Annotated in this window: 11 protein-coding genes; 6 read left to right on the top strand and 5 right to left on the bottom strand. The window is 73.7% G+C overall.

The window, feature by feature from the left end:
- Nucleotides 1–56 precede the first annotated feature (56 nt).
- The 5 genes from ACIOD2_RS04655 to ACIOD2_RS04635 all read right to left on the bottom strand — a co-directional run bounded on the left by ACIOD2_RS04655 (nucleotide 57) and on the right by ACIOD2_RS04635 (nucleotide 6542).
- On the bottom strand, nucleotides 57–2957 hold the full coding sequence (locus ACIOD2_RS04655; RefSeq protein WP_400534413.1) for an AAA family ATPase: 2901 nt from the start codon (nucleotides 2955–2957) through the stop codon (nucleotides 57–59).
- Nucleotides 2958–3025: 68 nt separating this feature from the next.
- On the bottom strand, nucleotides 3026–3199 hold the full coding sequence (locus ACIOD2_RS04650) for a hypothetical protein (RefSeq protein ID WP_400534410.1): 174 nt from the start codon (nucleotides 3197–3199) through the stop codon (nucleotides 3026–3028).
- Between the two features lie 42 nt (nucleotides 3200–3241).
- Nucleotides 3242–3418 (bottom strand): hypothetical protein, encoded by a 177-nt coding sequence (locus ACIOD2_RS04645; RefSeq protein ID WP_400534407.1) that lies wholly within the window; start codon nucleotides 3416–3418, stop codon nucleotides 3242–3244.
- A 49-nt stretch (nucleotides 3419–3467) separates the two neighbouring features.
- Nucleotides 3468–3647 (bottom strand): hypothetical protein, encoded by a 180-nt coding sequence (locus ACIOD2_RS04640; protein ID WP_400534404.1) that lies wholly within the window; start codon nucleotides 3645–3647, stop codon nucleotides 3468–3470.
- A 39-nt stretch (nucleotides 3648–3686) separates the two neighbouring features.
- A complete protein-coding gene (locus ACIOD2_RS04635; RefSeq protein ID WP_400534401.1) occupies nucleotides 3687–6542 on the bottom strand; it encodes a type 2 lanthipeptide synthetase LanM family protein in 2856 nt (951 codons plus the stop codon).
- Nucleotides 6543–6983: 441 nt separating this feature from the next.
- Between ACIOD2_RS04635 and ACIOD2_RS04630 the strand changes: the two genes are divergently transcribed.
- The 6 genes from ACIOD2_RS04630 (at nucleotide 6984) to ACIOD2_RS04605 (ending at nucleotide 12872) form a co-directional block, all read left to right on the top strand.
- Nucleotides 6984–7469, top strand: a complete 486-nt coding sequence (locus ACIOD2_RS04630; RefSeq protein ID WP_400534398.1) for a cobalamin B12-binding domain-containing protein — start codon at nucleotides 6984–6986, stop codon at nucleotides 7467–7469.
- Complete coding sequence (locus tag ACIOD2_RS04625; RefSeq protein ID WP_400534395.1) at nucleotides 7466–8752, top strand: methylaspartate mutase; 1287 nt, start codon at nucleotides 7466–7468, stop codon at nucleotides 8750–8752. Before ACIOD2_RS04630 ends, ACIOD2_RS04625 begins: the two co-directional genes overlap by 4 nt.
- Before the next feature lie 35 nt (nucleotides 8753–8787).
- Nucleotides 8788–9783, top strand: coding sequence for an asparagine synthetase A (locus ACIOD2_RS04620; RefSeq protein WP_400534392.1), 996 nt, complete (start codon nucleotides 8788–8790; stop codon nucleotides 9781–9783).
- Nucleotides 9780–11033: a glutamate synthase-related protein gene (locus ACIOD2_RS04615; protein WP_400534389.1), complete on the top strand. Its 1254-nt coding sequence runs from the start codon at nucleotides 9780–9782 to the stop codon at nucleotides 11031–11033. Before ACIOD2_RS04620 ends, ACIOD2_RS04615 begins: the two co-directional genes overlap by 4 nt.
- Nucleotides 11034–11199: 166 nt before the next feature.
- Nucleotides 11200–12669: an MFS transporter gene (locus tag ACIOD2_RS04610; protein ID WP_400534386.1), complete on the top strand. Its 1470-nt coding sequence runs from the start codon at nucleotides 11200–11202 to the stop codon at nucleotides 12667–12669.
- Nucleotides 12666–12872, top strand: a complete 207-nt coding sequence (locus tag ACIOD2_RS04605) for an MbtH family protein (protein ID WP_400534383.1) — start codon at nucleotides 12666–12668, stop codon at nucleotides 12870–12872. The genes ACIOD2_RS04610 and ACIOD2_RS04605 overlap by 4 nt, the downstream gene beginning before the upstream one ends.
- Nucleotides 12873–12895 lie beyond the last annotated feature (23 nt).

Raw genomic sequence — 12895 nt, 5'->3', positions numbered from 1 at the left:
CCAGCTTGCCTGCGTATTTTTCGGGCTCGACAAAACCGCGACGAGTGCGTCGCGTGCTACCTCGAGGCGTTCCGCGTGCTCGACGCGTATTCGGTGAGCGCGGTGCGGTTCTGCAGGTTCGACTTCGCCATCAGGCTCGCCACGTGCTTCTCCACCGTGCGCGGCGAGATGTGCAGGCGGCGAGCGATGTCCTTGTTGCCCATGTTGTCCGCCAGCAGCTGCAGCACCTCGTACTCCCGCACCGTCACCCCCGCGGAACGCAGGTCGGCGGGGAGCCGGTCCGAGCCCTCACGGCGCTGGCCCACCGGCGCGCCGATCTTGCGCAGCAGACCCCGGCACGCACTCGCCACCGCGGTGATGCCGGCCTGGTGGAAGTACTCCTCGGCTTCCTTCAGCCACGTCACCGGGTCACCCCAGCCGTCGGCCGCGGCGGACTCGGCGATCATGCGCAGCCCGAGGTGCCGGCTGACCGGGAACGGCGCGGCGGTGTCGACGGCCCGCGCGAGCGCCTCGTCGGCCAGGCCCGCCTCACCCGCGCGGCCGTGCCGGACCGCCTCGCCCAGCAACACGAACTGGCGGTTCCAGCGCATCCCGCTGACCGCGGCCCGGGGGCCGTCCGGATCGGTCTCCGTCCCGTCGAGCGCCTCGATCAGCAGCCGCAACCCGTGCTGGCCCGCCAGGTGGAACCGGCTCGGCTGCTGCTCTTCGAGCGCCATGACCTGCGCCAGCTCCCGGCGCGCGCGGTCGGCGTCCTCTTCGAGCAGCGAACAGAACACCTGCGCCAGCCCGACGCTCAGCACGAGCTCCTGCGCGCCGGCGCCGCCCTCCGCGCGGAAGTCCTCGAGCGCGCGTTCCATCCCCGGCCGGTCCGCCTGGTGCGCGGCCACCATCGCGCGGGTCATGTGCGTGTACTGCTGCAGGGCGACCAGCCGGAGCCGGCCGAGCACCGCGAGGTTCTCGCTCAGGATCGTCTCGGCCTGCGCGAACTCGCCCCGCATCACCGCGTGCACCGCGCGGCTCGCGTCGACCGCGCAGGTCAGCGTGATCGCGCCGGTGCGCTGGGCCTCCGCGCGGGCCAGGTCGAACGTGCGGACGTCGCCCTCGGCGAGCATCCGGTGCCCGCCGAGGCGGACGAGCACCTGGGTGCGCAGGTGCGTCAGCTGGTGCCGCTCGGCCATCCGCCGCGCCAGCTGCAGGTACCGCTCGGCCTCGGCCAGGTCCGTCTCCAGCGCCACCATGCCGAGGACCTGCAGCGCCTGGCACGACACGAACGGCACGCCCGCGCGCTCGGCGACCTCCCACGCCTGCTCGGCCAGCTTCCGGGCCCGCTCGGTGTGCGCCGGGCCCGGGATGTCGAGCCATAGCGACGCTTCGACGGCGTCGAGGCCCGCCTTCTGCTCTTCGGTGATCTCGCCGCCGAGCGGGGCGCGGGCCTGCTCGATCTGGTTGAGGCACTCGTCGTGCCGCCCGCCGATGTAGGCCGCCCACGCCAGCTGGATGTGCAGGTCCACCGCCCGTTCCAGGCGGCCGATCTCGGCGAAGCGGGCGGAGAACTCGACGGCCCGGTCGAACTGCCCGGTCTGCCCGAGCGCGTGCAGCAGCGACTCCAGGGCGTCGGCCCGGTCGTCGGGGCCCGCCGTGGCCAGCAGCTCGACGGCGCGGGTCAGCATCGTCACCGCCGTGTCGGCCGCGCCGCCGTCGAGTGCGCGACGCCCGGCTTCGGCGTACAGCCGGCCGGCGCCGGGATGGTCCATCGCCGTCAGCCGCAGCGCCGCGGCCAGCGCGCACAGCTCACCGGGCAGGCCCGGGTGCAGTTGCTCGACGGCGTCGGCCGCCCGGCGCGCCAGGTTCGCCTTCGTCGAGGGCACCAGCCGGGCCAGCAGCGCCTCGGCGGTCAGCGGGTGGCGGAAGGCGTACCAGCCGGGGGTGGTCTCGTCGGTGGTGACCAGGTGGGCGGCGACGCTGGCGCTGATGTGGTTGTGCAGCATGCGGTCGTCCATGTCGGTCACCGCCTGCACCACCGACAGCGGGAACCGCCGGCCCAGCACCGCGGCCACCGACAGCAGCGTCTCGCCGTCCGCGCCGAGCGCGTCCACCCGGGCGGCGATGCTGCTGATCAACGCCTCGGGCACCCGGGCCTGCAGCTCGCCGACCACCTGCCAGCCGGACGGCCCGCCGACGAGCAGGCCGTCGCCGAGCATGCCGTGCAGCAGCTCCTCGACGACGAACGGCACCCCTTCGCTGTTCTGCCACAACAGGTTCGCGACGGCGGCGGGGACCATGGCCGGCTCGGTCTCCAGGCAGGCGGCCGCGAACTCGCGGGTGCGCCCGGCGTCGAGACGGGTCAGCTCGAAGGTGTGGCTCGACGAGCGCTGCGCCGCCGCGGTCGCCAGGCGCAGCGCCTCACCCGGCTCGTTGCGCAGCGTGCCGATCAGCATCACCTGGCTCGAGGCCAGGTTGTCGACGAGGTATTCGACGATGAACAGCGACTCGGCGTCGGCGTTGTGCAGGTCCTCCAGCACGATCAGGCAGCCGCCGTCGCGCCCGGCCACCGACAGCAGCCGGAACACCGCCTCGGCCAGCACGAGCAGGTTGCCGTTCTCGTGCGGCCGGTCGCCGCGGTACCAGTCGGGCACGAGCCGGGCGAGCACCGGCACGAGCGGGTCGAGCTCGGGCGCCGAGGGCGGGAGCCCGCCGCGGAAGTGCGACAGCAGCGCTTCGGCCAGCGGCCGGAACGGCACCATCGGGCCGATGGAACTGGCCCGGCCGCGCAGCACCGGCAGCCCGGTCGCCAGCGCCCGCGAGGCGATGTCGGCCGCGAGCCGGGACTTGCCGATTCCGCCCTCGCCGACAAGGAAGAAGGCCCCACCGTGGTCGGTGCGGGCCTCCTCCAAAGCCTGGGACAGGGCGTCGAGCTCCCTGTCGCGCCCGATCAGGCGCGTAGATCGGATGCCCATCGCGGTCACTATAACCGGACGGGACGCCTCCGGACGTAGGCCGAATTGCCCACGCCCGGAGCGTCTCACTATTCGGCGAAACCGCCCGTGACGACCGTGATGTCCATCGTGGTCAGGGAGTTCTGGCTCACGCGCGCCGCCTTGCCCGAGAGGGCGTGGTTGCGGGCGCCGGTGCGGGAGGTCCGGGGGAGGATCAAGTCGCCGATCGGGTTGTCCTGGCCGGCGAAGTCGTGCTCGGTCATGCGGGTGGCTCCACTCTCGGTAGTACTGGGGCAGGTGAGGGGTTACTTGGGGAAACCGACGGTGAAAACGGGCGTGATGTCCAGGGTGCTCATGTCGTGCTGGCTCGGCCGCGCCGTCCGCCCGGACAGGGCGCGGTTGCGGGCGCCGGACCGGCAGGTCCGGGGAAGCGTCAAGTCGCCGATCGGGTTGTCCTGGCCGGAGAAGTCCTGCTCGATCATGGGTCTGACTCCGCTCTCGGTAGTTCTCGGGCGTGCGGGGCGAAAGACGTCAGAGGGCGAACGTGCCGTTGGTGACGACGGTCGGGGTGCCGAGCGTGTCCAAAGTGACCCCGGACAACCGGGGCCGCGACCCGGCCAGCGCCTGGTTGCGCGCGCCGGAGCGGTTCGCGCTCGGGAGCACCAGTGCGCCGACGGTGGCTTCGACGGTCTCGGCGGTGATTTCGGGCATCGTGCGTTTCTCCTCTGGAGGGTGGGGTGGGGAAAAGGGTCAGCGAGTCGGTGGCTGCAGCAGCAGCGCGGACGGGACGCGCGGGCCGAAACCCAGGCGCAGCAGGCCGTAGCCGATCCCGGCGAGGCCGGTGAGCAGGCCCGGCGACGGCACGGCGTCCGGGGTGCCGCAGCGCGCGCCGTCCTGCTCGACGGCGGTCAGCAGCTGCCCGGTCCGGCGCTCCACGGCGGCCGCGGCCCCGGCGTGGCCGTGCTCCGCCAGGACGCCGAGCACGTCGGTGATGCCGGTTTCGCCGTGGCACAGGCTCAGGTCGCGCAGCGGGTCCTGGGCGGCCAGGCGCCGGACCTGCTCGTCGAGACCGCCCAGCACGTCGGGGTCCCCGGCGTAGGCGAGCACCTGCCCGGCCAGCCCGGAGCACCAGCCGTGGCCGGTCGCCGCGGTCGCCGGCGGCAGGGTCGCGGTCTCCCGCGGGTGCCCGATCAGGGCCCAGTCGACGCCGGCCGCGCCGTGCGCGAACCCGGGGTCGGCCAGGTCGGGGTCGATGGAGCGGCCGGCGAGCTCGGCGGCGTAGGCGTCGGCCAGCACGGTCGCGCTCTCCAGGCCGGTCTGGGTGGCGACCGACCGCAGCGCGACCAGGCCGCCGGCGAGGCCGGTGGTGAACCGCGGCGACGTCGCCGGCGTCGCGGCCGGCATCACCGCGACGGTCCGGGCGGCCAGCTCCAGCAGGCCGGGGCGGTCGAGCAGCCGCGAGAGGCGGGCCAGGGCGTAGGCCACGCCGCCGAGCCCGAGCAGCCCGCCGCACCCGGCCGCGTCCGCCAGCTCCGGGTCGGATTCGAGCGTGGAAACCAGCCACGGCAGGCCGGAAAGCGCCTTCCCGGCCAGGTCGCGGTAGCGGTCGATGCCGGTCAGGTCCGCGAGCTGGGCCAGGAACAGCGCCACCCCGGTGTACCCCTCGCCGAGCCCGGCGCCCATCGGCAGCACGGTCCAGTACTTCTCGTCGACGAGCTCGAGCCCGACCCAGTTGACGCGCCCGCCCGCCGAGGACGCGCGGGCGATGATCGCGTCGGCGATCCCGCAGGCGGCCGAGAGCAGGTGCGCGGGTTCGGGGCTCTTGCTCGGCAGGACGCCGTCGGTGACGCCGGTGCCCGCGTGGGTCTCCTCGGCCGGGCTGGTGGCCAGCGCGGCCGAGATCAGCCACTCCTGGTCCCGCCGGTCGATCGTGGTCATCCCGGCGGTCTTCGCCAGCACCGACGCCAGCGGCGTCGTGTCGAGCAGCCCGGGCAGCCGCGTGCCTTTGGTGTCCTGCAGGTCGGCCGAACCCGGCTCGCCGGTGAACATCGGGACGTCGCCGGCCCACAGGTCGGTCAGCTCGGACTCGACCAGCGCGCGGCGGACGTCGTCGGTGCTGTCGTCGTGCAGCAGCGCGAAGGCGTCGTCGCGCGCGGCGGCGTCGGCCAGCAGCGACGGGTGGGTCGTCTCGTCGAGCATCCGGGCGTAGAAGCTGGTCGGGCGGACCAGGATCCGGATCTGGTGCGCGGCGCAGCGCTCCAGCAGCGGCGCCAGTTCCGCCGCGCCGGTGGCGATGGCGTCGTAGCCGGCGCGGAACCCGGCCAGCAGGGCGGCGCCGTGCTCGGCCGGTTCGACGTCGACCCCGCCGAGGGTGGGCCGGTTGACGCCAGCACCGGGGCCGCCGGGGACGCGGGCCAGCCGCATCCGGTCGGTGCCCGCGTCGAGCCAGTCGACGCGCTCGAGCGCCGGGGTCGTGACGCGCCCGCCGCCGAGGCCGGAGATGTCGACCGCGCCGTGCTCGCCGACGATCATCTGCGGCAGCAGCATCGTGCGGTGCACCGAGCGGGCCAGCAGGATCGACGCGGGATCGGCGTTGATGTCGAGCTCCTCCGCGGCCAGCACCGGCTGGAACAGCGTCTCGATGTCGATCAGCACCGGCTGGTCGCCGGCGGCGATGATGTTCTCGAAGTGCACGTCGGTGCCGTCGAGGGCGTGCAGCAGGGCCAGCAGCACGCCCTGGCGGCGGTAGAAGCGGTCGACCTCGGTGAGGTCCGCGCACGGCCGGTGCTCGACGAACCGGAGCCAGCCGTACCCGGGCCGGACCAGGACGTCGACCGTCTGCAGCTCCAGGCCCGGGACGCGCGGGTTGAGCCACGCGACGACGTCGGAGAACGCGGCGTGCAGGCCCAGCGGCCGCGGCTTGTAGACGACCCGGGCGCCGCCGTCGAAGCGGAGTTCGCGGACCGAGCGGCCGCGCTGGTGCGCGTCACCCGTGCCGCCGGTGATTTCGATCAGCCGGCCGAGCTCGCCGGTGCCGATCAGCCCGGCCAGCGCGTCGCGGTCGGCGGTGTAGCGGCCGAGCAGCTCGGTGGCCGACTCGATCGCGTACAGCCCGGCCTGCGCGACGAGCCGCGCCAGCACCGGGTAGCGGTGCAGCAGGTCGGTCAGCCCGGCGGTGGTGCCGACCAGGCGGATGAAGTCGGCGAAGCGTTCTTCGCCGGTCTCCCCGGTGAGCCGGTCGGCGCGGCGGGCCCGGCCCAGCTCCAGCACCAGCGTGCGGGCGGCGAGCCCGGCGAGCTGGTGACCCAGCTGCGCGGCGCAGCCGTCCGCGACCGGCGCGACGTCGACGGCGGGCGCACCCGCTGCGGCGTCGGCGATCGCGGCGCGGACCGCGCCGACGAACGGGTGGAACACGGACGCGAACGCCGTGCGCCAGCTCGGGCCCGGCGCCGGCGCGGCGGGTGCCGCCGTCGCGAGCGCGGCCTCGGCGAAGTCCACCCACGCGGGGCGGAGGCCGCCGGACCGCCGCTCACGCGGGGTCAGGCCGGCCGCCCACCAAGTGGGCGGGAGCGTCGTCGTCGCCGGGTTCGGCTGCGGGGGAGTCACGAGATCGAGCATGACAGCGGGTGACCTGGGTTACATGGGGGTGCTACGCCCGCATTCCGGCGGCTTGTGGGGGCGCCATGGGGGCTCATAGGGGTGCGAGCGGGAAAACGCCTGGTCGCGAACCCGCGGACTGCGCCGGACGGACGTGGCGGTTGGGCCGTTCGGCGGGCGGGCCTGGACGGGTGCGGGCGGGCCACGAGCCCCCGGCGAATGTCGTGGATCACCCACGTGGGGCACCCCGGCGCACCGGGTTCCGCACTCGCGCGCGCGGCCGCGACGCCCGCGCGCGAGGCGGCCATGGGGGCTCGCGGCGCCGCCGGAATGCGGGGTCGCGGCACCCATGTGCGCCGGCCGCGAGCCGATGACTATTCGTCGTGACAGTTCGTGGCCAGCACCCGCCGCGCCGCGGACGTTCCCCGATCTCAAGGGAGCGAGCGCACGATGACCACCTTCCAGATCGAGCAGCACCCCGACCGGCCCGGCGTGGCCGGGCGGCCACCGCTCAAGTTCGTCCTGTCCAGCGTCCAGTCCGACTCGCACATGTGGAACCTCGTCGCCCTCCAGCTGATCATGGAGGAGATGGGGCACGAGGTGGTCAACCTCGGCGCCTGCGTCCCGGTCGAGCGGCTGCTGGCCGCCTGCCGCGACGAGCGGCCGGACTGCCTGGTGATCAGCACCATCAACGGCCACGGCCACGTCGACGGCGCCCGGGTGATCTCCGCCCTGCGCGCCGACCCCGGGCTGACCGGGCTGCCCGCCGTCATCGGCGGCAAGCTCGGCGTCCGCGGCGACGCCAACAGCGAGCTGCAGGCCGAGCTGCTGGCCCTGGGCTACGACGCGGTCTTCCACGTCGGCGCCGGCGACTCCGGCCAGGCCATCGAGTCCTTCCGCGAGTTCGTCGCCGCGAACGTCCGGACCTTGCGGTGAGCGCTGCCCGGTCGGTGTTCAGCAGCTTCGTGGCCGAGCACCGCCGCAGCCGGACGCTGCTCGTCCAGCCGCGGATGGGGTTCTCGGATCCCGCCATGATGCGCCGCGGGCTGCACGCGGTCGCCGGGGCCGGGGTGCCGGCCGTCGGCACCGTGACGCTCGACAGCTACACCCGCACCGGGCAGCACGACCTCGCCGCGATGTCGATCGAGTCCGGCGTCCAGCTCAACGGCTACCCGCTCGTGGCCCTCGGCACCGGCGTCACCGCCGAGGTCCTGGACGGCCTCTTCGGCCCGCGGTTCCCGATCCAGGTGCGGCACGGTTCGCCGCAGCCGGAGGACATCTTCGCCGCGATGCTCGAATCCGGCCTGGACGCCTCCGAAGGCGGCCCGGTGTCCTACTGCCTGCCCTACAGCAGCGTGCCGTTGCGGACGGCGACGGCGTCCTGGTCCCGGTCGGCGACTCTGCTGGCTTCCCAGGCCGACCGCGGGGTGCTCTGCCACCTGGAGAGCTTCGGCGGCTGCATGCTCGGGCAGCTGTGCCCGCCCGGCCTGCTCGTCGCGCTTTCGGTGCTGGAGTGCCTGTTCTTCGCCGAACACGGCGTCCGCAGCGTGTCCGCCAGCTACGCCCAGCAGACCAGCCCCGAGCAGGACGCCGAAGCACTGTGGGCGATGCGGCGGCTGTGCGCCGAGGAACTCGCAGGCGTGGACTACCACGTCGTCCTCTACACCTACATGGGCCTGTTCCCGGAAAGCCCCGCCGGGGCCCGGGAGCTGCTCGCCGACAGCGTGCGGCTGGCCGTGCGCACCGGCACCGAGCGGCTGATCGTCAAGACCACCGCCGAGGCCCACCGGATCCCGACCGTCGAGGAGAACGTCGACGCGCTGCGGCTGGCCCACGCCACCGCGCTCGACCAGCCCGCGCCCGCGCTGCCGCCGTCCGGCGACACCGAGGTCTACCTGCAGGCCCGCCTGCTCGTCGACGAGGTGCGCTCGCTCGCGCCCACGTTGACCGAGGCGCTGCCGGCCGCGTTCGAACGCGGCCTGCTCGACGTCCCGTACTGCCTGCACCCCGACAACGGCAACGAAACCCGGTGCGTGCTCGACGACGACGGCCGCCTGCAGTGGTGGCACACCGGGCGGATGCCGCTGCCGGCCGCGCTCGGCGGCCGCCGCAGCCGCGACCGGGTCAGCGCGACCCGGATGCTCGCCGACCTGTCCTACCACCGGCGGCGGCTCGATCCCGTCCTGCCGGGCCCGAGCGCCGAACCCGCCCGCGCCTGACCACCTCTGCCGACCCAGCTGGGAGTGAAATCGCCATGGAGTACACCGATCCCGCCGCCGTGCCGCCGGACCCGCGCACGCACCTGACCGCGGAGACGACCAAGCACGTGCTGCGGCTGCAGCACCGCATGGTCTCCGAGGCCCGCGCGTTCCTCGGCGGCCGCGGCTTCGTCGAGCTGCTGCCGCCGGTGATCGGCCCGGTCACCGACCCGGGCGGCCGCGGCGCGAAGCAGGTGGACATCGACTACTACGGCCACCGCTACAAGCTGATGACCAGCGCGATCCTCTACAAGCAGGCGTCGCTGCTGGGCTTCGACAAGATCTTCTACGTCGCCCCGAACGTCCGCCTCGAGCCGCTGGAGACGGCGAACACCAGCCGCCACCTGGCCGAGTTCCACCAGCTCGACGTCGAGGTCTCCGGCGCGTCCCGCGACGACGTCCTCGACCTCCTGCAGGACCTCGTCGCCCACGTCGTGCGCCGGGTCGTCCAGGACGCCGGTGACGTCCTGGAGGCCCTCGGCCGCGACTCGGGCGCGTTCACCGACCTGCTCGGCGGCGCGTTCGGCCGGCTGTCGCACACCACCGCCGTCGAGACCCTGCGCGAACTGGGCCACCCGCAGAGCGCCGACGCCGAGATCGACTGGGCGGGCGAGGCGATTCTCTCGGAGAAGCACGCCCGGCCGTTCTTCCTCGTCGACTACCCCAAGGGCTCGCGCGGGTTCTACGACCGCGAAGCCACGTCCCAGCCCGGGATCCTGCGCAACTTCGACCTGATCGCGCCGGAGGGCTACGGCGAGCTGTGCAGCGGCAGCGAACGCGAGCATGAGTACGGCCGGATCGTCACGCGGATGCGTGAGACGGGGGAGAACCCGGCCAAGTACGCCTGGTACCTCGACCTGGTCCGCGAAGGCATCCCGGCCAGCGCCGGGTTCGGCCTCGGCGTCCAGCGGTTCACCCGCTACGTCGCCGGGCTCGACGCGGTGTGGCAGGCCACGGCGTTCCCGAAGCTGCCGGGCGTGGTGTCACCGTGACCGCGCTGCACGCCGGGGGCTTCCCCGAGGACGACGTCCGGGCGCGCGCCCGGCTGGGTGCCGCCGCGGTCTTCCCGCCCGCGGGCGAGTACGGGACGACGCTGTTCGGGTTTACCTCCTTTCGTGGTGCTGACTCGTTGGAGTCGGCCCGGCTGGTGCCGCCGGTGTTCATGCCGCGGCGGCTGGAGAAGCTGATCGAGCTGGGCCGCGAGCCGCTGTACGGCGACGTCGCGCTGGACACCGTCATCGGCGGGTTCGCTTCGGCCCTGCCGCTGTACCTCTCGGCGTTCGGCTCGACGCAGGTCGCCGGCGCCGGTCTCGGCGCGGCGGCGAGCGCCCAGGCCGCGCGTCTGGGCATCCCGATGGTGGTCGGCGAGAACGTCGTCCCGGTCCACGGCCACGGCCGTACCGGTGGCGCCGAGGCGGGCACGCTGCTGGAGCGCCTGCGGGCCTACGGCGACGCGGTGCCGGACGGTCTCGGCGGCGTCGTCGTGCAGCAGAGCACGGAAGACGCCGACGCCGAGGTCTGGAACCTCGTGTACTCGGACCCGTCGGCGGCCCCGCTGCTGGACTCCGGGCGGCTGGCGTTCGAGCTGAAGGTGGGCCAGGGCGCGAAGCCCGGCCTGGGTGGGATGACGCTGGTCGACTCCTCTTCGGCGGACCGGCTCGCCGAGCTGTACACCGTGGACCTCGCGCTGGGCGAGGGTGTCCTGCGCAGCAGCAGCCCCGGGACGTTCACCTCGGAGATCCTGCGTCAGCAGATCCGCTTGATGCGCAACAACTTCCCGCGTGCCGGGGTGTGGGTGAAGCTGCTCCCGGGCCGTGACGTCGCTGCGGCGGCCGCGGTGGCCTGGGCGGCGGGTGCGGACGCCGTGACGGTCGACGGCGCCGAAGGCGGCACCGGCTGGGCACCGACGGCGTTCCTCGGCGTCGGCCTTCCGCTGGCCGAGTGCCTTTCGCGGATCGGGACGCCGGAGGGCTGCCTGCTGGCGTCCGGCCGGATGTGGGAAGGGACCCGGGTCGCCAAGGTCCTGGCCCTGGGAGCGCGCGCGGCCGGCCTGGGGCGGGCGGCACTGCTGGCGGTGGACACCGACCCGCGCGAGGGTCTGGTCCGGTTCGTGGAGGCATTGGCGCTGGAACTGCGGTTGCTGATCAGCGCGCTGGGCCAGTACCGCGCGGACGCTCTGACCCCGGAAGACGTCTGGTTCCCGGGCCAGGCGGACGCGGTTCGTGAGCAGGTGCTGTCATGACCGCCCGGTTGTGGAGTCTGCCGCGGCTTGTCGTGAGTGGGAAACAGTGTTCTAACCCTGTTTCCCACTCACGACCCCGGGCCGGCGCATCCAGGCGGGGCTGTGCTCCGGGTGGGGTTGTCTGCCCGGCCGGGTTGTCCACATCGGACTCCGCTGGAGGTGTGGCATGACCGCCGAGCCGGCGAGCCTGCCGCCGGTCTCCCCGGCCGGACCGGCGAAGGTGCTGCCTGTCTTGGCCGAGCCGGGCGTCGCCGCGGCCGGGAGTGCTGCTGCCGGATCCGGAACCGCCGCTGGGCTGCGCAACGTCGCCGAATCGGGTGTTGCGGTGGCCGAGAGTGCTGCTGCCGATTTGCCGCGCAGCGCTGCCGGATCCGGAGCCGCCGCTGGGCCGCGCAACGCCGCCGGATCGGGTGTTGCGGTGGCCGGGGGCCAGCCGCGGTCTGTGCTGCCTGCTCCCTTCCTCGGACTGGTGCTCGCCATGGGGTTGTCCTCCTTCGGGGATGCCGTCTGGCTGATCGCCCTCTCCGTCACCCTCGTCGGATCCGCCGGGCCCGCGGTTGCCGGGCTCGTGCTCGCCCTGGGCTCGCTGCCCAAGGTGCTGACCCTGCTCGTCGGCGGTGCGGTCGCCGACCGCACCGGGCCTCGGCGGGTCCTGATCACCACCGATCTCGTCCGGGCGGCCGCCATGGTCACCGGGGCCGTCTGCGTGCTCTTCGCCGGGCCTTCGCTGCCGCTGCTGACCGGGCTCATCGTCGTCATGGCCGTCGCCAGCGCCTTCTTCATCCCGGCCTCCGACGCGCTGCGGCCCAACCTGCTGCCGCCCGAGCACCTCGTGCGGGGCAACGCCGTCTACCTCGCCGCCGTGCGCGGCGGGCAGGCTGCCGGGGGCGCCCTCGGGTCGTGGCTGGCCGGGCTCGGCGGGCTCGTCACCGTCGCCGTGGTCAACGGGGTCAGCTTCCTCGTCTCGGCCATCGCCGCCGGGAACACCAAGACCATCGCACCGGCACAACCCCGCGAACGCGTCCGGTTCAAGCAGCTCCTGAAAGACGTCGGTGAAGGCTGCCGTTACGTCGCTGTCCGGCCGGCACTGCGTACCGCCATGATCGTCACCGGGCTCCTCGAGCTCAGCGGAGCCGGGCCGATCAACCTCGGGCTCGTCCTGCTCGGCGGCCAGAAAGGCGCCGGCTGGCTGCTCACCGCCATGACGCTCGGCGCGTCCCTGGCCTTCATCGTCTCCGTCAAGTGGCCGCCCCGCGAACGCGCCGGACTGCTGGCGACCTGCGGGCTCGGCGCCCAGGTCGGCTGCCTGGCGCTGCTCGCCACGGGCTCCCTGGCCGTCAGCATCGCCGCGTTCTTCGCACTCGGCCTGGTCGCCGGGCTCACCGCGCTGGTCCTGGTGTCGCTGGCCCAACGCTGGTCCGCGCCGGAGATGCGCGGCCGGGTCATGTCGATCCTCGCGCTGTTCACCCTGGCCGCCACCCCGATCGGCAACCTCCTGATCGGCGTCATGGTCGAAGCCCTCGGCGTCCCGCTCACCATGTTCGCCCACGCCGCGGTCGCGCTCGTCGCGTTCGCCCTGCTCGTCGCCACCCCGGCACTCGGCCGGGCCGCCCTCACAGAGGAGAAGAAGTCATGAGCAACCCCTTCGAAGACGAGAACGGCACGTTCCTGGTCCTGGTCAACGACGAGAACCAGCACTCGCTCTGGCCGTCCACTGTGGACGTCCCCGCCGGCTGGCGGACCGTGCACGGCACGGACACCCGCGCCGCCTGCCTCGAGTACGTCGAGACGCACTGGACCGACCTGCGCCCGGCCAGCCTCGTCGCCTCGATGCGCTGACCCCCCACCCGCCGGCAGTACCG

The organism is Amycolatopsis sp. NPDC088138 (assembly GCF_044741685.1).
Classification (GTDB): domain Bacteria; phylum Actinomycetota; class Actinomycetes; order Mycobacteriales; family Pseudonocardiaceae; genus Amycolatopsis.
Note: the sequence above shows the minus strand (reverse complement) of the source record. Positions and strands in the feature narration are given on the sequence as shown.

Bases quoted from the DNA above. Each gene is read 5' to 3' on its own strand.
- ACIOD2_RS04655 (WP_400534413.1), bottom strand. From the start codon at position 2,957: ATGGGCATCCGATCTACGCGCCTGATCGGGCGCGACAGGGAGCTCGAC.
- ACIOD2_RS04650 (WP_400534410.1), bottom strand. From the start codon at position 3,199: ATGACCGAGCACGACTTCGCCGGCCAGGACAACCCGATCGGCGACTTG.
- ACIOD2_RS04645 (WP_400534407.1), bottom strand. From the start codon at position 3,418: ATGATCGAGCAGGACTTCTCCGGCCAGGACAACCCGATCGGCGACTTG.
- ACIOD2_RS04640 (WP_400534404.1), bottom strand. From the start codon at position 3,647: ATGCCCGAAATCACCGCCGAGACCGTCGAAGCCACCGTCGGCGCACTG.
- ACIOD2_RS04630 (WP_400534398.1), top strand. From the start codon at position 6,984: ATGACCACCTTCCAGATCGAGCAGCACCCCGACCGGCCCGGCGTGGCC.
- ACIOD2_RS04620 (WP_400534392.1), top strand. From the start codon at position 8,788: ATGGAGTACACCGATCCCGCCGCCGTGCCGCCGGACCCGCGCACGCAC.
- ACIOD2_RS04610 (WP_400534386.1), top strand. From the start codon at position 11,200: ATGACCGCCGAGCCGGCGAGCCTGCCGCCGGTCTCCCCGGCCGGACCG.
- ACIOD2_RS04605 (WP_400534383.1), top strand. From the start codon at position 12,666: ATGAGCAACCCCTTCGAAGACGAGAACGGCACGTTCCTGGTCCTGGTC.